Source organism: Indolivaga alginatilytica (assembly GCF_003201355.1).
In the GTDB taxonomy this organism is placed as follows: domain Bacteria; phylum Bacteroidota; class Bacteroidia; order Bacteroidales; family Dysgonomonadaceae; genus Dysgonomonas_A; species Dysgonomonas_A alginatilytica.
Map to the genome: position 1 here is coordinate 98,584 of NZ_QICL01000009.1, position 21,989 is coordinate 120,572.

Consider the following 21,989-nt stretch of genomic DNA (forward strand, 5'->3'; position numbering starts at 1 on the left):
TACCTTACTGCATATCTAAACCATCGAACCAAAGTCCGTTAAGATTTTCACCGCTTATCACTACCCTGTAATGTCCTGCATTGATATAAGCTCCTGTGGTGGTGCTTACCATACGCCATTTTTCGGGAGCCGACGGAAATTGTATGTTGTCTTCACGCATAACCCTGTCATCCGAAGCCAATACTTGAATTTTAGCGATGATGGGTTCTTTAGTCACATTCATATACTTGAAACGAAGAGCATACACTCCCGCCAATCCGGGTGAAATAGTCCAAGTGATACTATGTGCACCATTTTGTACTATTTTCATTCCGTCTTTTTTGCGGTGAGTAACTTTTTCCCAGCCTTTTCCTTTGGTGATGGCTTCTTCTGCTTCGTAACTGATTTCTGGGCGAAGATTAGGTTCTTCTATCCAATTGATTTGAGGAATGGCTACAATGTATTTATTTCCTCTGATTATGACCGACTGATTTTTAGGATATGATTTCTTTACAAAACCTGTATCTTCTTTGATATAAATATCAGCATTGTCAATCAAACTAAAACTAATTTCTTTAGAGTCTTTGTTCGGAATTATATATTCTGCTCCGTATAATAACGGAGGAAGTGTTTTGAACTCTTTGCCTGTATCGAGCCACGATTTTTGCGTACCTCCTTTTACATCAGTAATCAGTTGAGGCGATTGTGGTGCAGCCTTAATGCTGTTATCTGTGGATGCGATAGCAACAGCCGAAAGGATAGCTTGCCCTGCTGTAGTATTCGGAAAAAATATTTCTAGCATACCGTTTTTAGCAAAGGCTTTTACTGTCCTTTTCAGTAATTTATCATGTCCTGCCTCTTTCCAAATATCCAGATTTTTCAGAACAGTATCTCCACTTATTGCCACGTCAAAGATGCGGTAGCCTTCACAATCCATGCTTCTATCGGTTCCCCACCAAGGTTCGATAAAATACATTTCTACCAAATACTCTCCATCGGGAAGGGGAAATTGATATTTTAGTTTGTCTCGACCATAACGGAAAGTTTGAAATAATTCCCAATCCTTAGTGCCTTCAATAGGGTCTTTAGTAACTCGTTGAGAAGCTAAAAAATTAGGCAGATTGCCAAATTGATCTGTCCACGAAAGAGAACCCCAATAGTTTCCGTCTTTTTTATGTACATCGGCAGACCACAGGTTACCGTTTTCGTCTATAAAATCACCCCCTCCGCAATTGATACGGTAGAGGTAATTGTATCCATCTTGGGGTAAAGTTTGATTGGTTACATTTTTATATAATTTACTAAAATCAGGAGATTGAGGTAAGTTTTCCAGAACAATATAATCTTCGGCAACGGCTTCTCCGTTTACATATCCCACTGCATAAAGTACATTATAACGAATGTCTACATTATCCCATTGGAAATGTGTGCCTATACCACCTCTGGTGCGTTTACCTAACGAAATGGATTTTACATCGTTGAAAAGTTCAACTTCGTCACAATTTGAATATACAATAATGCTGTCTTTTTTGCCTGCTTCTGTCCATCGGTGATTCCAAGTATGAGAAACCAGATAGACCATTGGTGCTTCTTCTTTCGATACATAATTGGAACGGTACATGTAATATACATCCAAAGGCTCTTCCCATGGTGTGACCAAACCTTTATAATTGAAAGGTCCTATACGGTCTATATCCCGAAATCCTTCTTCGTTCTGTATTCTACCGGGATTATCGTGCGAACTGTATATCCACTGAAATTGTCCGCAGACACTGTCTTTAGCTTGTTCTGCTAAACGGATTTTCATTTCCATGAGAAGGGTCATTCGATCTTCACTCCAAATGCCGTCTTGTTTAAATCCGCCTTCGGTATGTAGTCCGATACTTCTCCATGCTCCATATTCGCCGTTGAGTAGTTGCTCTTTTTTGCTAAGCTCTTTGTCATATTTATAAGGGTCACCTCCATAAGTTCCCGACCAGTTTTGCACTACATTCCAATCCGTTCCTGCACCTCCATTACATGTCGTAACCAAGCGTTGTGAAGGTGAAGTCGGATCCATCTCACGAATAATATCTGTACATTCTTTAGCGAAATCTTCGGGTAGTGTGCTTTCGTTTTGCAATCCCCACAAAACAACTGAAGGGCATGAACGTCTTTCTTTCACCCATTCACGCAGATTGTTCTTAAAATTTTCTCTAAATTCGGGGGTATCGTACCATACATGGGCGGATAACTGAGTCCAGAAAAGCGTCCCCGTTTTATCCCACATATTCTGATAGATAAGGTTGTGCGGTTGGTGAGCATCCCGAAAGGCATTAAATCCTGCTGCTTTCATCTGACTGATACGTGATAGAATCTGTTCTTCGCTGAAAGCATGGCTGTCTCCCAACATGTGTTCGTATTCGCAAACTCCATTTAGAAAAACAGGCTTACCATTCAAATAGAATCGCTGGTCACCATCTGTACGATAGATAGGCCACGAAATCCAACGGAAACCATAAGCGGTAGTTTCTTGGTCGATGGTTTTCCCATCTTCTTTTATCATAGTTATCAATTTGTAGAGATATGGATTTTCGGTATCCCATAAATGTGGATTTTCGATGTCTTTACTCTTTTGACTGATAGTTTTTATTTCGTTGGGTTTTAAGATTACTTTATCGGTAATACGCTCTACCTGAATACCGTCTTTGTTAACCAGCTTTTGAATGACCTCAAAAGTTCGCTCTCTTGAACTATAATTTTTGACTTCTGTATTTACATTTAGCGTAAATGTTTTTTTACTACTACCAGTGGGTTCGTTATTCCATGCATGAACACCGAAAGGTTCTATTCTCACTTCATCTGTAACCACTAATGTTACAGGTCGGAAAATACCCATAGGTTGAGAACCTTCAGAGAAACCCCATTCTGACGAACAACCGCCACATACCCAAGGCAAATCAGAAATCATAGATGGATGGTCTGCCTGCACCGCTAATGTATTAGGGCGGTCAAAGTTGACAACGTCTGTTACATCTAAAGTGAATGTGGTACGACCACCTGCATGGTAACCCACTTTTTTACCATTTACAAATACGGTTGCATACGAACCCACACCTTCAAAATATAGAAAGTATCTTTTATTTTCACCTTGCTTTTCTACATTGAAATCTTTTCTGTACCAGGAATATCCGTGTTTATTTCCATGTTTCAGGCGTCGTATACCCTCATATTTGTCCCAATTGTGAGGAACACTTACGCGCTCCCATTGAGTATCGTTATAAAGCGGATTTTCAAATCCTTTGTGAGCATCTTTGTTTGTTTCGTTTACTATTGTTTTCCAACCTTCATTCAAAGAAAACTCTTTTCTGAAAGTTTCTTTGTCGGGTTTTGGGAAACGAAGAAGACTCTTACCTAAGTCTTTAGATGTAGCTACGGCGATTGCCCGTTGATCATTCTCATTCACTCCACAATAGAAGTGATATACAGTTCCATTCCATTTTACAACGTACGATTTGTGAGCAAAAAGATTATCATATTTTTCAGAAGGGATAATCAAATCTTCACCATCCCAATCTGTCCAATTGACTAAATCATACGAGCATGCAAATGTATTGAATGCTTTATAAGGGCGGTCTTTACGAAAAGCACTGAAATAGAACATCACATATACATCGCCTATTTTTTGTATCACACCGTCGCCTGTAATACCTTCTTCGTGGTTAACTATCGGATTGCCTTTATAGCGTTTCCAGTTAACCATATCTTTTGACAGGGCAATACCTATGCGTTCGGCTTTTACATTATTGGCAGGATTGATACCGCCGGCATTGTAATACATAATGAAAGGATAGCCCAACGTCTTTTTCTTGTCCCAAATAACAGACGATTTGTATTGTGTAATGTTTTCCCACCAGCCTTTATTAGGGTCTAAAGGAGAGAGAACTGGCTTATCTAAGTATTTCCATTCGTGAGCTTTGGTTATATCTCCATCAGTATAAGCAATACCTTCTTCTAGTCTTCCTTGTTCGTATCCTTGACCAATACCTCCAAAGTATGACAACCAATATTTATTATCGAATTTCTGAGCTTTATAACTTCCGCCCCATTCGTAATCTATGAGGGAGATATATCCTCCACGTTGATTCTCGTCCCATCTGCCACTTCCAATCTGAGGGAAAGACATTATTCTACCAAGTGTTTTCCATTGCAAAAGATCGTCGCTTTCAGCTAACCATGTCTCATATCCACGTCCGTCTTTGCCCGATTTTCCGTCATAAACTAGATATGACATATACCATTTTCCATTCTCTCGAAAAACGGTAGGGCAATCCATCTTATATTTGTTATCGGAAGGAGCAAGTACAAGCCCATATTTAAACGGAGTTTTTACTTCTTCATATATTTTCTGCATTACATCTTTCGTTACTGTCTTTTGTGCAGACAGTAACGATATATAGGTAATGCATAATAGTATGGTAGCAAATATTTTCTTCATAGTACGTTTTTTGAAATACTTTTATCCATAGGGGCAGACCAGTTTGTCTGTTCTATATGGGGTGAACAAATAGGTTCCCCCCTCTATTTAATCTAAAATATCAATAGAATAACCAATCAATTTTACTTGAAGCATCTTCTCCTCCAAATCCTGCATTATGAGGTGTGATTTTCTGATTAGCATCTATAAATCCGAGAATCATTAAAGCTCCTTTACCCAAATTCAGCGTATTTTTTCCTGCAGGGAAAGTATAAGAGTGAATATTGACAGAACCTCTTCCCGGAATGTCTAAAGCATTGGCTATCTTAACATCTCCTTGTCCGTATTGATTGGCACTTGCGTCTGTCTCTAAGGTAGGAGCTTTAGCATATTCTTTACGTTCGGTATTAAGATATCCAACTAAGATACTAACAGGTTTCAGACTTTCGAAAGATAGGGTCGTTCCATGTTCTGCTTGTTTATCCTGACTAAAGCGAATTGCCTTCATATTCTTCAATTCAGGAGAGAAATCTCCGATCACAAAATCTTTATCAGAGAATACTCTTTCTCCTTTTTTAATAAGGTAAGAGACTCCTTCTTTATTATCTATCTTAACCTCAACAGGTTTTAGTACATCAAAGGTTTGATTATCTGAATTTCCATTCTTTTTGATAAACTCAACATTTTTCTTGAAGTTTGCTAATTCTGCTTGGTAGTGAGGCAGAAGTTCTTCCCACGTTTTATTTTTTGCATCATCGCCTCCAATCGGAATACGGCGTTGAGCTGTTTGCATACTATTTGCATACAGATAGGCATCTTTGGTAAGATTTACTAATTGTTGATAATATTCCAAACTTTTTTCGATATGAGGAATTGCATTCTCCAGGTCTGCAATTTTATTAGAATGTGTATATTGAAGTATTAGCATAGCAGCTTTTACTTTTTCTGAGAAGAAGTTAGCAAATGCCTGATAGCAATACATATCGTTTTTCAGACGGTTAAACTCGTCTTTATTTTTATTTACTTTAGGTGCAGCTTTGTCTATAGCAGCAACGGCAGCATTACCATGCGCAACGGCTTCAGAAATCAACTGAGGAGGTGTTTCGCCTACATGAGGTTGTTTGTTCCATTCTTTGTTCATGTAATCAATTAGCATTTCGCCCTCGGGTCCGCACGATTCGTGAAATCCGGGATATACTTTCCATTTGGCAGGATTCACTAATTGACTTAAGAACATGCCCAATAGGAGGGTTTGTCTGTTTCCTTCGGTAATGCCGAATTTGCGAAGCAGTTTAGGTGCTATTTCACCCGATTGTTCGTAAGCTTCGAGTATATTCTTACCTTCCTCGCCACAACCGTACATATTGTCGAGTTGTTTTGTCCAGTATTTTATTTCATCATTTCTGTCTCTGTTTACATTCCAAGCATAACGTCCCCAAGCTTGATACCAAATCCAATCTCGTTCCATTTCTTTTAAACGAGGTTCAGTTTTATCGGCAGTATAAGGCCAGTCCCAATATGATGCTTGTGGATATAGGTGAAGAGCATTGGCTCCATGTACTTTATGCATAGCTTGTACACATTTCTGGATAAAATCGGGAGATCCGTAACGGAAAGGCTCAAGATTAGCTAGAATATGAACATTTGATATATGTACTGAACCCAAGCTACTAAGATCGGTATGAATCTTAGACCACGAACCTCGAGGTTCGTAAGTGGTTAACGATTCTCCATTGTATTTGTGCATGGTATACAAGTTCTTGTAAAGGGGTAGGGAAGCATCCATCACCATTTTGGCATCAGTATCATGTGCTCTTACAACTATTGGAGGTTGTATTGTAGTATTTAATTTAGCTAAACCATCTTGTACTCCGGGAATAATCGTTTTAGTGAACCATTCAACATCATCTTCATAAGTATCCATTGCTTCTCCCAAGCAAACTAAAAGTCCAACATTAGGATATTTCTCAATAAATGCAGCTACTGATTTTCGAGTATAATCCGAAATAAGTGGCGTAATGGGGCGGCTTCTATCTTGTGTCTTTATTCCATAATGTTCGGCAAAAGGTTTAGATACGAATATATTGTAAAACATCTGTATAACCCAAATACCGCGTTTGTCGGCTTCTTCGGTAAGAAATGCAAACATATCTTCATTCTTTTTGAATGTTTCATCGTCTACCTCTACTGCAAATGGATAATCTTCCAGTTTTACCAACGAAGCAAAAGGATGCCCGTTCCATAAGTATAAAGAGTTCATTTTATTTTCGACCAACATATCCAGATATTCAATCCACAATGCTTTATCATAAAACCAAGGGAACGTTTCAGGGGTATATGGATATTCATATACATTTCTGCCAGGTAGATAGTATGGTTTTTGAATACCTACACAAGCACCACGCAAAACCATTTCGGGCTGATCTGTAATGTTGAAATTTGCAGGTAGTTTCTTTTCCTCTTTAATTTGTTTTACCAATTCTATACAACCATATAATGTGCCTGAAGCGTCATTGCCTTTAATTGAAATCAATCCGTTTTCGGATGCTATTGTATATCCTTCTTTTGCTAAAGAATCGGTTTTATTCTCGCTTATAGTAATAACTAGTGCGTCGTTATTCTCGTTTACAGTTTTTATTGAAACTGTATATTTAGCTTCTTCAAGAGCTGATTTTAATTTCTCAACACCAAAGGATACACGAGTTGACGGATTGTCTTCGACTATGATTGTTACTTTTTCCGTTGAGCACGAAATAAATAAAATCATAGAAAAAATAGCTAATATTAATTTATGCTTCATAATTTATAGATTTTGGATCAAGGTTGCAGACCCATTTGTTATTATTTCTTCTTATAGAGGCAGATCTATGTATCTCCCTTATATTGATAGATTTTATCTTTTTAGATTCATCCAGACAGTCATATCCGATTTACCTCTGTTACCCCAAGCGTAGTAGGGGATTAATTTTACTGAACTAAGCTTATTTACAGGTGATACTTCACGATATAGAGTGTTATCCCAATTACTATTTTCAATATATGCTTGTCCTTCTAAAGCGACGAATTTACTGTTGTCAATATTCATAGAAAGAGGAGTAAACTTAACATCAGAAGGAATAACTACTTGAAATATATCTTGTTTAGACAGATCGTTACTTTCCAGACAGTATACAACAGGCCCTCTTTTAACTGCAATCTGATTGCGTGTTTCTTCTACCAAAGGATTTGTTTCTATCAATTTGGCTTCCATTGGGAGATTTAGTTCTATTTTGTCGCCGTTTTTCCATGTTCTTGTTATTTGAGCATAGGAACCCGATTCTAAATTGGCTTCTTCCTTTTCATCATTAACGGATATTGTTGCTCCTTTACACCATCCAGGAATACGCATCGAAAGAGTAAATGATTTCTTTGGTGCTTTATCAATAGTTAATGATATTTGTCCATCCCATGGATAATCAGTTGCTTGAGTCACCTGAATGTTTTCACCGTTTTTAAGATTGGTTTTTAATTGACTTCCTCCATAAAGGTTTACGTATAAACCATCCTCTGAAAGATTATAGACATAATTCTGAACTTCCGAAATAGTTCTCACTGTATTCGGAGGACAACAGTTTGATAAAGCTATATAAGGAATTCTTCCTCCCGACCAACGCATGGTATACGGAAACTTATTGGAAACTGCTAATGGATTTGTATAGCAAAAATCAAGACCATTGAGACTTACCCCCGATAGAATACTATTATAAAGAGTCAGTTCAACAATATCTGCATATTTGGCTTCTCCTGTTAATTGTAGCATCCGCCAATTCCATAATAGGTTACCTATGTTAGCACAAGTTTCGTTATGTGCCGTCATATTAGGCAGTTGATAGTCTCTACCGTATGATTGGTGTGTTTTCTGAACCTCCAATGGATCATAGGATGTTCCGTTGGGAGATACTCCATCGTAAAGAGCACCGCAAGCTCCCGTAATGTACATTTTGGTATTCACCATATTGTCCCAGATCAGATTCAACGGACGAAGTAACGATGTGTCACCCGTTTCTGCATACACATCGGCAACTCCTGCATACAGATAGTTTGCACGTACAGCGTGCCCCATAGCCTTAGTTTGCTGACGGAACGGAACTCTATCCTGATTATCGTCTGTGCCGTTCTCCATCAATCCTCTGATGTCGATAAGGCTCTTCGATAATTCCAAATATTTAGGATCTCGGGTTGTTCGGTACATTTCAACCACTCCCATATAATGCGAAGGGCAAATTGCATTCCGAGCTAGTTCGGGTGATGCCGTTTTATAGAAATTATAGAGGTAATCGGTTGCCTTGATTGCTACATCCAATAAGGTGCGTTTTCCCGTAACCCGATAGTGGAGGCAAGCCATAGTCATAAGATGCCCCATATTATAAGTTTCGAAGTTCAACCGATCGTCAAAAGCCTTTGCTTTTTGTCCGTTTTTACGTTCTTCGATCATAACGGGTGTGTGGATATATCCGTCTTCACGTTGCGATTTAGTAATAACGGGGATAATCTCGTCCATCAATACCATCAGGTTTTTATCTCCTGTAGTGGCATATAGACTAACCATACTTTCGAATGCTTTGTAGAAATCACCATCGTGAAAGGGAGGCCCTACGTGCGACCCTGTATCTAATCGGGCAGCTATTTCAAAGTTTTTAAATGAATGGCTGATGCTTTCAGCCATATAGGTTTTCATCAGTTCGGGCGACATCGATTGTTTGCAGACTTCAAAGCGATCTGCCCAAAATCCGTTTGTCCATCGAACATCGCTCATTCCCACACCCGAAAGTTTGGCATACGGGCTTTGAGAAGTATTAACCAAACTCTTATTCTGAGCGACCGACGTAAAAGTGCCACTCAAAAATAATGCGGATAAAAATATATAGCTTAATTTTCTCATTCTCTTACAATGCTTTATAGGTTATGGTGTATTCCTTTCCTTTCTGTATTTCGACTTCATAAGTATTGCTGCCTTTCGGATTTATAACAGCATCCTTACAGGCAGGTTTCGATTTACTTTTGACAGTTAGTTTACCGATTCCTGTATCCGATTTTACTTTGATCTGCTTTGTATCGCAATAGACATAAATATCTCCGTTTGGAGTCGGTACTTTTCCTTCGATCCATTTCAGATCAGCCAGATTGGGTTCAATAGTATATGTTTCGTATCCCGGAGAAACAGGTTTTACTCCCAAATAGTATTTCCCGAATAAGTATATCGGGCTTGCTCCCCACGCATGGCACAAACTTTTACCAAATGGGCGACCATACATAGCTAAATGCTCCGCTCCCTTTTCATTCGGATTGTATTTTTCCCAGAAAGAAGTAGCCCCCTCATGGAGCATTCCGCCCCAATAATCACGGATTTCTTTCAGAACATAATTCTGTTCGCCAAGCATACATAATGCCTCCAGTTCATAAAAACGCATATAAGGAGTGGTGATTTTCAGTGCATCGGGATTCAATAGTACATTATGTTTCACCGCATTTGTTTTATCCTGATCCAAGTAGCCGAACAAAACTGCAAACATATTGGTGTATGGTGTTACTTGCTCGCTTTGAACGCCATTCTCCCGATTATGTATAAATGCGTTTTCCTTTCCAGACCAGAAAGCAGTAAACAATTTTGATTTCAAGTTATTAGCCAATGACGTATATTTATTGCTGTCTTCCGTATTATCCACCAATTTAGCACAGAGAGCCATAGTTTCGAGGCTTCGGCAGAATAGCAATTGTTCGAAACTTACTTCTCCTGTTTTACTCATTTTGAAATCTGCCCAATCGATAAATACCCAATCGCCCGAAAGACCTTCCATCATTCCGGTCGAATTGGTGCGTGACAGGCAATACTGCATCAGGCTTTGCATACGCGGATAAAACTGTTCGATAAAAGTCTTATCTCCTGTATATTGATAATAGTCGTACACACCCATAAACCAATAGAATGTATAGTCCATAATGGTATTCACATGGCTTGTTACAGGATCTTTCCCTCTCAGATTGAGCATTGTCCTTGTAACAGAAGATGAATCGAAGAACAGGTAATAATTCATCAAATAGCTTTGGTAAGCATCGCCAGACCATACCCACCTGTCACGCTTGATTCCATCAATGAAAAACTCACGGGAAGTGAGGTGCATCGTATAGGCTGAAATATCCCATATTTTATTTAACAGAGCATCGTTACATCTGAAACTACCTCTGTAATCTAAAGGCAAGTATTCGTATAACATTGATACCGAATCATACGACAGGCTATTGTCTTTTTCAATATAGATATAACGAAATGCTTTAGAATCGTTAATAGTTAAGTCCTTCGCATTACTGTTGTCAATAGTTAAGCGATCTAATGTTTCGCAAGATTCTGTTGATAAAGCTTCTTCGGGCGACTCACCATAGTAGATATTCAGATTACCTTTGCCTTTCAGATTGTGGAATTTTACAAAACCGAAAGTTTCTTTTCCAAAATCGATAAGTGTACCATTGTTTTTCTTTTCCGATTTTACGGCAGACATAGGTTCGGTTGCCAATTTGAATTTAGATGGTGTATTTTCTGGAGAATCGAAATTCCATGAAGAGGCATTCAGATACACAGTTCCCGAAGAAGTATCCGAGGCTTTACCCGATTCGTCAATCCATTCTTTATCCTCGAAAGTGACTTGCCATGTATTGTCTGACTGTACGGTTTTCCCTTTTACATAAATAGCAGGAACATTTGCTTGATTATGTACTTTTATATTTAAGCTGTGCTTTCCTGCGGGGATCGTAACAGTAGTAGGGTAGCCCGAAATCATTTTTCCGTCCAATTTTACATTGTAGCGACCTTCTGCATAAATTTGTACTTCTTCGGGTTGAGTTAGGTCTAACTTCTTTGAGAACTCAACTAATACATAATGGCTGTCCATTTTCCAGAATGGAGGAAAAAAAGTACCTCTTTCGGTTCTTCTGTTTTGCATTTCGTTGCCCAGCCATATTTCGAAATCTCCCGGATAATATATCCAAGTAGCTTTTTGGGCATTGATCGATTGTATCGAAAAAGCAATTATAAAAATAAATAATATGTGTCTCATAGACTTATCGGTTTAATAAATGTTTGTATTTTACCTGTAATCCGGCTCTTTGCCTGATAGAGTCTGCGACCATCGGCCCGTTGTTTTCCCAGGTATTACCGGGGCCATTGGCATTTTGCAGAAACTTTTCTGAAGGAGTCCAGTTGTCTTTTACGGTGATGAAAGACGAACCTTCATCCGTATATAAATAGAACCAATGATCGGGATCGTGCACATAAGAGGGCACATAAATACTATCTACAACGTTCTCGCTGATAGTCGATTTCGATTGTACCGATAAGGTATAAATACCTGCCACATCGTACATATGCTTACCATAATGATGGATATAATTGGCATGAACAAGATTGTTTCTCATACTATTGACGGTTTTTGTCCATCCCCATCCGAGATTGATTCCCGAATATGAAACCTCACTGATTTCGTTGTGTTCGATGGTGATATCCCGTACAAATCCCGCTGCGATACCTAAACATCCCCAATCTTCGTTGGTAACATCGGTAATCAGATTATTTGCTATACGTTGATGTGAGCAAAGTAGTCTTTCGTCTTTGGGATCATAAGGTAAATGGCTTTCAAAAGCTTCTTCTGCAAATTCGCCTATTTGCAGACCGTTTCCGGCTATGTCTCTGAATAGGCAACCTTCAATTGTAGAATATTTAGAACCCGGAAGAATATCCACTCCACAAGAACCAAGCTGTTCGAATCGACAGTCTTCAACCTCAATATAATTTGTGTTTTTTATTTGAAGTGTAGCAGGAGGGCGACCGATCCATCCTTGATTTTCGATGCCTTTATTGAAATTACCGGGAACTCCCGGAGGACGCAATTTATAGGCATCGACCAAGTACATACCTGCCTGTAACGGAACGTGTCCTTTTTCGGAAGGTCTTGTCCATGTTGTGTTTTTGAAGGAGAGTCCTTTAATATAGATATGCTCAACAGGTTTATCCAATGTTCCACAGATATTGATAAGAGTTTCAACAGCAGGAACTATAGCTTCTGCTTTGATCATGTCTTCGCCTTTTAGGGGGATGTAATATATTTTATTTGAGGTTCTGTCGTGATACCATTCACCCGGTTCATCAAGCAACTCGATAGCATTGGTCAGATAAAAAGCGGAGTTGAATCCTTCCTTTATCATCGGTTGCGGCCAAGGATGCTCGAACTGAATTCTGGCTTCGGGATTATGAAATTTGATCCCTGCCGAATCGCCCTGTATCTGGATTGATTTTACACGCAGGTTTGCAATTGCCCACATTTGATGGATAACCAATTCTAGGTTTTCGGACTTCATCACATTTTTTACGGCAGAAGCAGGAACCCAAAGAATTTCATTTATTTTATCGTTACTGCGGATTCTGTCCATTTTCTCAAAATCCGAAACATTACGTGCACGTGTGGCTTTCTTACCATTGACCCACAGTTGTCTGAATAGGAGAGGGTTTCCGTTGAACGACGGTACACTGGCAGTCCAATACTTACCTTCTTTTTTCCAATTGGTTATATTTATACCTCCGCTTAATACTGGTTTTTCACCTTCAACAGCTTGTATAATGGTAGGGCTTTCTTCTGTTCCCGAATCTTCGGGACGGATAAAAACAGGTTCATAAAGGGAATAAGTACCCCCTGCCATCCAGATATAAAGAGGTTCGTTTTTGTTGATCTTACCCAATCGACGCATATTACGAGCTTCCCTCAAAGCACTATGTAAGGTTGCTTTAGGGGCAGATTTTGTTCCTTCATTGCTGTCTTTTCCTGTGGGACTGACATAAATATCCGCACCGAAAGATTGGAATGAAGCAAAAATGAAAACTAAAAAACTAATATATTTAATCATAATACAAAGATTAATAGCATATTTCTAATTGTAGGGGCAGACCTGTGTGTCTGTCATTTGTGGGTGAACACATAGGTTCACCCCTACATCACACTATTTGCGACCTTATTGAAAAACTGATTTCAGATAATTGGCATTTGCTCCGAAATTTTTCTTCACATTGTGAACATCCGTTGTATCACGTGATCGCTCTACAACAAGCCATCCGCTCCATCCCATCTTGTCAAGCGTTTTCTTTACTTCGGGCATATTGATTGCAGGATCGTTTTCGAGCCAATCCCCGTCGGTATTACTTGCATGTATTTGGATAATACGGTCTTTTCCTAACGTTTTAAGCTCTTTGATAATATCTCCGTTACGTTTCAGAATACTTGAAAAATTAACATAACTTCTTATCGACGGAGAACCTATTTCATCGATCAATTTTGCTTCTTTTTTGGCATCCAGAGAAGTTTCGATACCAATAACTACTCCTGCTTTTTCGGCTTTCCTGGCAACCACTTTCATACGTTCCAAAATAATAGGATATAATTCGGGATTTTTAGCTAAATCGCTTTGATTTCCAAGAGGCAGAAAAGCCACTCTTACACCTAATACCTGCATGGTTGCGATACATTCGTCGATCAATTGTTCGTAATTATCTCTGTTGGCAAACGATTGTCCGTAAAAGCCCGACATGGCTATAGAACTGAATTGTATACCCACTCTGTTGCATTCGGAGATAAATAACTCCTGAAATTGCTTCTCTGTAAGCTTGTTGTCAAAAGATACACGTTTGCCGAGGCTACCCATATCCAGTTCCAAACCGTCTGCACCTACTTCCTGAGCCAATTGCATAGCACCCACTTTCTGACGTTTCAGCATCATCCAGTCGCAGACCGAAACTTTATATCTGTTGTTATTTACAACTTGAATTTCAGAAGTTTCGGCTGCCGATGGCCAAGCCATATTCTCTATCTTTGACAATACCAGCTTGCTGGGATCTATCTGAATATGTTTTATGGCTTTCCGTCTCCATGTATACACAATATGTACCATGCCGTCTTTACTCTGAATAACAGACGGATAAGAATACTGGCTGATAGGCGAGTCTTCTAAAATAGAAGTGGCATACCAAGTTTTACCGTCTTCCGAAATAGCTACATTCAAAGGTGTACGAGCTCCTTTTCCATTTTTTAGAGTGTCGTGGGGCAATACGTGATTGTATACCAATAGTTGACGACCGCCTTGCAAGGTTACCGCATCCGTTCCCGAATTATTATTGGGTAGCATTGTTTTAGCCATAGGAGTCCATGTTTTTCCATTATCAGACGACCACGATTCGGCAATCGCACGCTCTTTGGTTCGGCAAAGTATCTGTAGTTTTCCATCCTTATGAGTCAGGATAGACGGTTGTATTGTATGTAACTCTATCCCTTCGTTTATAGGGCCTATTTTATACCATGTTTTACCTAAATCTTTACTGGCTTCGAAATGTACTCTCCATACACCGCCTTCGGTACTCGATGGGCTGAGAAGTGTTCCGTTTTTCAATAAAACAGGTTTGTTCTTCACTGGGCCTAAAAATCCATCGGGTAAGTCAATCGGTTTCGACCATCTTTTACCGCCATCCTGAGAGGTTATGAGTTTGCCAACCCATCCTGCAACATTGGGACCTACTTTGTAGTATAGCTGTAATTCACCGTTGGGTACTTGAAACAATACGGGATTCCAACAGGCATATCGCAAAGTATCGTTTACAATGCCGTTGGCTACGTTCTGAGGTTCTGTCCATTGCCCGTTGATTAAATGGCTCGTCCAGATACAAACATCGGGATTTCGTTCTTTAGTGCCGCCAAACCAAGAGGCTATCAATTGCCCTTCTTTCGTCTCGGCAATAGTAGCCGCGTGACTTTCGGGGTAGGGGGCAGTCTTGTTTATAAATTGATCGACTATGATTCCTTCCCTCCAGCGATTAAACGATTGTCCGTATTTGCAGGTGAAAACATACTCTCCCGATCCTATTTCGAGGTTGATTCTGCCTTTTTCTTCCCTAACATATTTAAGCCCTTCGACTTTGGTTATCGGTTGCCCGTTTTCTGTAATATCATCTCCGGAGGCGGCAGGCAATAAAATATTGGCACGGGTATTTGCCGGAATCGTAATTTTCCAGGTAAAAATACCTTTATCCAGATTCCATTCACTTTTTGCCAATCCGTATAAGGTCTGATGAGAAGCTTTTGCATACGTCAGATCTTCGGTCGGATTGGGCATCATCCACAGATTCTTAAATCCGGGATAGTTAGGGTGGGGTTTGATACCTGCCACATCCTGATACATCCATGTGATGAGATCTCCCAATAACATGACATGATTGTGAGAATTCATTTGGGGACTGGCTGTATCGCCGTTCCAAAGTTCCCAGATGGTTGTAGCTCCTTTTTCAGCCATATATCCCCAACTCGGATAGTCTTTTTGTGAAGCAATGGTGTAAGCGACATCCGCACAACCTCTTTTCGTCAGTTCACGCATAAGCCACTGTGTGCCGATAACTCCTGTGCCGATGTGCATTTTATCTTTTATGACAATTTTATCGAGCATATTTTGGAATACAATACCTTCGTTTTGCTTATCTACCATATTGAATGCCAGAGGCAACAAATTAGCGGTAACTGTATAGTTGCCGTATTGCCCTGTCTTGTGATCATAAAATTTAGTATTGAATGCCATTCTTACATTTTCAGCCAAATCTGCATAAGGTTGAATATCCGCACTGTTATTGCTTATTTTTGCAAATTTCTGCATGAATAACAATATCTTATAGAAATAAGCAGTGGCAATAAGCTGACCATCGGTTATTCGGGCAGGGTCTTGCGACTTAATCATTTCTTTAGCTTCGGGAGGAACGCACCAATCACCGTATTTATCCTTCGTCATGATGTAATCTTTGGTCATGTATTTGTCAGTCATATACGAAAGCCATTTTTTCATAGACGGATAATGCTCAACGATAGGCTGGGAGTTTCCAAACTGATTATATAGCATATCGGCAATAAACATATATGTACCCGGCCATGTCATATTATCGCTGTAATAAGTCATATAAAAAGGAGGCACTATATCCGACAGTTGACCGTTATCGAGTTGAGAATCCTGTATATCTTTCAGCCATTTGGTATAGATTTTTTCGTTTCCGAAAATGTAACTTTCGCCCAAAGAGCCTGTTGTACGGTCGCCTAACCACGGCTGTCTTTCGTCTCTTTGCGGACAATCGAGGGGTATTCCTTTGTAATTTCCACGAATAGCCCAATAAGCATTCTTATAGACCCTATTCAGTATATCATTGGATGATTCGAAGTGACCTGTTGTTTCTATGCCATCATAAACTACCTGTCCTAGAAAGTTTTCGATAACAGGTTTTTCGGAATACCCTGAGATTTCCATATAACGGAAGCCATGGTGCATAAACGATGGTTCCCACGACTCTAAAGCATCGCCTCTCATTGTGTAGATGTCGGTTTGCTTGGCACTTCTCAGATTGGCTGTAAATAAATGTCCATCAGCTTTTAGGGTCTCAGCAAATCGCATGGATATTTTAGCTCCTTTTTTGCCTTTTAGGTTCTGAATCTTCACCCAGCCTGTCATATTTTGCCCCATATCTACAATGAAAGTATCAGCTTTAAGATGAGTAATAGAAACGGGCTTGAGCGATTCATGTATCTTCATATTCTCGCTCATCTGAGCCGATAGTTTACCTTCGGGAGCTTTTATTAATTCAACCGCTTGCCATTTTTTATCGTTGAATCCGATTTCGTTCCATTTTCCCAGTTCTTTGGTAGCATCGTATTCTTCGCCGTCAAAATCATTATTCGAACGGACAGGGCCATCGGTTGTAATTTTCCATGAACCATCACTTACTATAATTTCTTTTGTACCGTCGGTGTACTCTATTTCGACTTGGCAAAGTAGTTTAGGGTATCCGAATGTTTTAATCTTATGCGGTTTGAAATTCTGACGCATATTGTAAAAACGTCCGTTTCCTAAAACGACTCCGATGGCATTTTTACCGTTTTTGATCTCTTTGGTAACATCGAACGTGTTATAAAGTACAGTCTTTGTATAATCGGTAGCCACAGGTGCTAATACCTGATCGCCTATTTTATTACCATTGATATAAAGCTCATATACTCCTAATCCTGAGATATATGCTTTAGCTGACTTAATGCTTTTATTGCTGTTAAATTCTTTTCTCAAATAGCGAGCTGAAAGTCTAGCCCACTGTGTTTCACTATCCCAAGGGAATACTTTATCTAATCCTATCCATTGAGCAGACCAATCTTTATCAGATAAGAGCCCGATACTGAATTTTGCGGGTTTGCTCCATTCCGAGTCGCCTTTGTTGGTAGATACTTTTACTTTCCAATACACATCGGTGCGGCTTTTTAACGGAGTGCCCCCGTAATTTATAAAAATAGATTGGCTATCGGTTACTTTTCCCGAATCCCAAATATCTGCTTCGTTTTTAGCTAGCTTATCAGCTGATGAAGCCATCAGTATCTGATAGGTAGTTTGACTGAGATTCCGCTCTTTGGCGAGAATTATCCAACTCAACCGAGGTTGAGAAGTAGCAATTCCTTCTGGATTGGTAAGCATTTCACATCTAAGCCTGTCTACTTCGATACTAAATGCACTTGATAAGTAAAATACCGATAATAGTATTAATATTATTCTTTTCATATCAATTCTTATTATCTATTAAATTACCTTCTACGTAAGATTTTGATGCATCTGTAACTATTAATACCCAGTCATTTCCGGCACCATACCCCGAGTCATTGATGAATGTCTGTTTTCCATTTTCAAACTCAGCAATAAATTCTGTTTTTCCATTTCTAGGATTAAACCACCACGCTTTCTTCTTATTTCCGGATATTTTAGTTAAATCAATCTCTGTCAATCTGTTTGTGTAATTATATACCAGGATATAATCTTTTCCACGTGTGGCAATTACTCGCTCGTATTGTACTCCATTTACATTAGTTATTACCGATTGATCAGGAATGCGTTCGAAAAAAGGAAATGCCAAGAACAACTTTTTTAAATATTTCATTTGTTGACAACCCGGATCGTGAAGGGCTTCCCACCAAGGTTTCTTTGCTCCAAATGAAGCTTGATAACTGGGGCGAAGCATTTGCATTGTAGAATTATGCCCGTATGTGTGACCGAACGATCCTGCAAATACCGACCAGTAAGCGTATCGGCGTACATCTTCAGCTTGCCAGTAACGTTCATCAAAATCATGTAAACCATGAGGAATATCTTCATAAGAAGGCTCTCCATCGATTACAGGCTTTAGTGGGTTTTCGGCTAAACTACGTTCTACAAAACGCCAGTTATCTTCTTCTGTATTTTCCTCTATCGGATAATCTCCGTCACCGAAACGTTGCCCATAGCGACGATGACCCGATTGAAACATATTGAAATCAAGCCAAGGTTCATTATTAAACCAAGTGGTAGATATTGTACGTCCGCGAGGATGAAAAGTCATTAAATGGTCTGGATCAATGGCTCTTATTGTTTTAGCTAATGTTTGCCATACTTCGGGTTGAACATCCCCACGGATATCTCCACCGATAAGCCACACAATATTGGGGTATTTTTTATATCGTTCGGCTAAAAATTTACCGTATATCTTAGCATTTTCTATGGATAACTGTTTTTGTTGGACAACACTTCCCCACACACAAACGATACCTATATATATACCTTTGGCTTTGGCTTTCTCAACTATATAGTCGACATGTTGCCAATAGTTGTATTCTCCTTTTTTGTCTGTATTTTCGAAGGTGAACCCGTCAGGCAGTGCCCAATCTCCGTAGGCATTCATTGCAGAAAAGGTATGCAGGGTCGATATCTGAACAACATTATAGCCGTTCTTTTGGGTTTCGTTCATAAAGAAGTCTACTTCATCCCGATTGGAGCGTGAAGGTAATAGCCATGCCGTTTCTCCCAGCCAGAAAAACGGTTTTCCGTTTTCGTGTTGAAGGAAACGTTTATTGTCGCTGACTTTTAGCTTCCCATTCTCCCAAGGTATGTCGATTTTGCTTTTCTTCTCTTGTGCATGGATAGAACCCAGTCCTAAAAATGCTAAGGCGGCTATAAGTATAACTTTGTATGTCTTCATGTTTTCTATAATTTGAGGTCTATTGTCTTATTTATTCTTGAATGTATATGTTATTCCTTTTTCTGTTTTCAGGTCGTATGTATATGATTTTCTATTAGATGCAACAGCTAATTGTGCTTTATCGGAGATTATAGGTTGTTTTACTTCAGGTGTTGTAAAAATTGGATTTGTATTTGCTCCTTTTGCCTGTTTCAATCCTTTTATCTGTAATGGTGAATCGATCTTCAAACGACAATTTCCTCCGTTTCGAGATACTATTTTCAGAGACTCCACTTTTCCGTCTTTCCAATCGATGTCTATTACAAAACCACCACGGGCAACAAGACCTTTGATGCTTCCTGTTTTCCAAACGCTAGGTAAAGCGGGCAATATGTAGATAAATCCGTCGTGACTTTGTACAAACATTTCAGCGATTCCGGCAGTACATCCAAAGTTACCGTCAATCTGAAAGGGTGGGTGAGCATCAAACATATTGCTGTAAGTTCCTCCTTTTTTCTTTTCGTTGGTTACTAAGTTTAATTGCTCTGTCAACAACTTATAGGCATGATCTCCATCTAAAAGGCGTGCCCAAAGACATACTTTCCATCCCATCGACCAACCTGTTGACGGATCGCCACGTTGAATCAGCGTATTTTTTGCCGCCTCGCTCAATTCGCGAGTGTGCAGCGGCGATATTTGGTTACTAGGGTATAATCCGTATAAATGTGATACATGGCGGTGCTTGTCTTCGGGTGAATCCCAATCGTATAGCCATTCCTGTAACTGACCATGTTGCCCTACTTGCATAGGAGGAAGTTTTACCCTTTTCATTCGCAATGTGTCTGCGAATGCTTTGTCTAACCCTAATATGTTGGCAGCATCTATTACATTCGAAAACAAATCGAATACCAATTGGTTATCCATTGTCGTTCCTGCTGCTATTGTTGCTTTCAGATTACTGCCTGCATGAACATTTTCAGGTGAATTAGAGGGAGATACAACCAGCCAGCCATGATTGGGTTCTTCAATCAGAAAGTCTACAAAAAACATTGCTGCACCTTTCATCACTTGATAAACGTCTTGCAAGTATTTTTTATCACCTGTGTATAAATACCGATACCACAAATGTTGGCTTACCCATGCACCTCCGGTTGGCCACATACCAGATGCTGCCTGATCCACAGGGGCTGTGGTTCTCCATATATCCGTATTGTGATGTAAAACCCATCCACGAGTGTGATACATCATCCTAGCAGTAGATTCTCCCGTTTCGGCAACCTCTTTTACGAGTTGTAACATTGGGTCGTGCATCTCGCTTAGATTTGTTGATTCGGCAGGCCAATAGTTCATTTCTAAGTTTATATTGCAGGTATATTTACTATCCCAAGAGGGTAGGAGTCTGTCATTCCAGATTCCCTGTAAATTAGCAGGTTGGGTATTTGGTTGAGAAGATGAGATCAATAAATAACGTCCGAATTGGAAATATAGGGCTGCCAATTGAGGATCGAATGTCTGTGCAAATTCTTTTATTCTGATATCAGTAGGTTTTAAGACTGCATCGGTTGTTCCTAAATTCAAGGAAACACGATCCATATATTGACGATAAAAAGCCGTATGGCTTTGTTTTGACAAGTCATAATTTTTCAGAATTGCATTATCAAGATATGTTTTACATTTCAGCGTTTTATCTCTCGATATATCTTTGTAGTTGACAAAATTAGTAGCGATAGCAATATAGATAATTGCTTCATCCGCATTCTCAATGCTGATTATATTATCTTTTACCTGATAAGTTCCTCCTACAATTTTGGGCTTTACTCTGGTTTCTAATTGAACTTTTCCGCTTTGCTTTTCGTGTGCAGGAGTGAGAGCCGATAATATAATCTGATTGTTATCAGAAGTATATTCTACTTTCTCCTGTGGAGTTGTCAAAAATGCGTTACACGAAATACTTGCGGGTTTATCGGCTGTCAGTCGAACCATAATCACCTGATCGGTAAATGAGGTAATAATTTCACGCTTAAAAGTTACGCCATTCACTTTATAGGTCACTGTTGCCAGAGCATCAGATATATCTAAGTCTCTGTAATAGTTTGTGTATTTATCGTGTCCCGGAAAAGAAATAAACAGGTCGCCCATCGTTTGATAAGGCATCCCGTGATTCTTTTTCGACATCAGTTTATCATTCGCTAATTGTTGAGCTTCAACATATCTCTTGTCAAAAATAAGCTTGCGAACTTCTTGTAAAACTTCTGGGGCTACTTCATGAGCATTATTGTTAGGAGAACCTGCCCAAATAGTTTCTTCATTTAATTGCAAGTGTTCTACTGAAGATACACCAAATACCATCGTACCTAAACGTCCGTTACCCAGTGGGAGGGCTTCGTTCCAATCGGCAGCGGGTTTGTTGTACCACAAGCGTAAATTGTCGTTATCCTTTGCTGTCATCCATTGAGATGAAAAGCATAGTAAGATTAAGAG

General features: G+C 39.4%; 8 protein-coding genes and 1 pseudogene. All 9 read right to left on the reverse strand.

Annotated features, from left to right (window positions below):
* Nucleotides 1-4: 4 nt before the first annotated feature.
* Nucleotides 5-4,456 carry a beta-d-glucuronidase/beta-L-arabinofuranosidase gene (locus CLV62_RS08995; protein ID WP_110310451.1) on the reverse strand — a complete coding sequence of 1,484 codons (4,452 nt, stop codon included), beginning with the start codon at nt 4,454-4,456 and terminating at the stop codon, nt 5-7.
* 100 nt (nt 4,457-4,556) lie between these two features.
* Nucleotides 4,557-7,235 (reverse strand): alpha-d-galacturonidase, encoded by a 2,679-nt coding sequence (locus CLV62_RS09000; protein WP_110310452.1) that lies wholly within the window; start codon nt 7,233-7,235, stop codon nt 4,557-4,559.
* A 93-nt stretch (nt 7,236-7,328) separates the two neighbouring features.
* Nucleotides 7,329-9,356 (reverse strand): aceric acid hydrolase, encoded by a 2,028-nt coding sequence (locus CLV62_RS09005; RefSeq protein ID WP_110310453.1) that lies wholly within the window; start codon nt 9,354-9,356, stop codon nt 7,329-7,331.
* A 4-nt stretch (nt 9,357-9,360) separates the two neighbouring features.
* A complete protein-coding gene (locus CLV62_RS09010) occupies nt 9,361-11,526 on the reverse strand; it encodes an alpha-L-rhamnosidase-related protein (protein WP_110310454.1) in 2,166 nt (721 codons plus the stop codon).
* A gap of 4 nt (nt 11,527-11,530) precedes the next feature.
* Entirely contained in the window at nt 11,531-13,366 is a 1,836-nt protein-coding gene (locus CLV62_RS09015; protein ID WP_110310455.1) for a right-handed parallel beta-helix repeat-containing protein, read from the reverse strand.
* A 105-nt stretch (nt 13,367-13,471) separates the two neighbouring features.
* The gene (locus CLV62_RS22030; RefSeq protein ID WP_317048079.1) at nt 13,472-14,314 is read right to left on the reverse strand and encodes a sugar phosphate isomerase/epimerase family protein; all 843 of its coding nucleotides are present in this window, start codon (nt 14,312-14,314) and stop codon (nt 13,472-13,474) included.
* Between the two features lie 21 nt (nt 14,315-14,335).
* A pseudogene (locus CLV62_RS09020) lies at nt 14,336-18,082 on the reverse strand (family 78 glycoside hydrolase catalytic domain); the annotation flags it as partial.
* A gap of 1 nt (nt 18,083) precedes the next feature.
* Nucleotides 18,084-19,529, reverse strand: coding sequence for a glycoside hydrolase family 140 protein (locus CLV62_RS09025; protein WP_110310457.1), 1,446 nt, complete (start codon nt 19,527-19,529; stop codon nt 18,084-18,086).
* Nucleotides 19,530-19,556: 27 nt separating this feature from the next.
* Nucleotides 19,557-21,956 (reverse strand): glycoside hydrolase family 95 protein, encoded by a 2,400-nt coding sequence (locus CLV62_RS09030; RefSeq protein WP_449389518.1) that lies wholly within the window; start codon nt 21,954-21,956, stop codon nt 19,557-19,559.
* Nucleotides 21,957-21,989 lie beyond the last annotated feature (33 nt).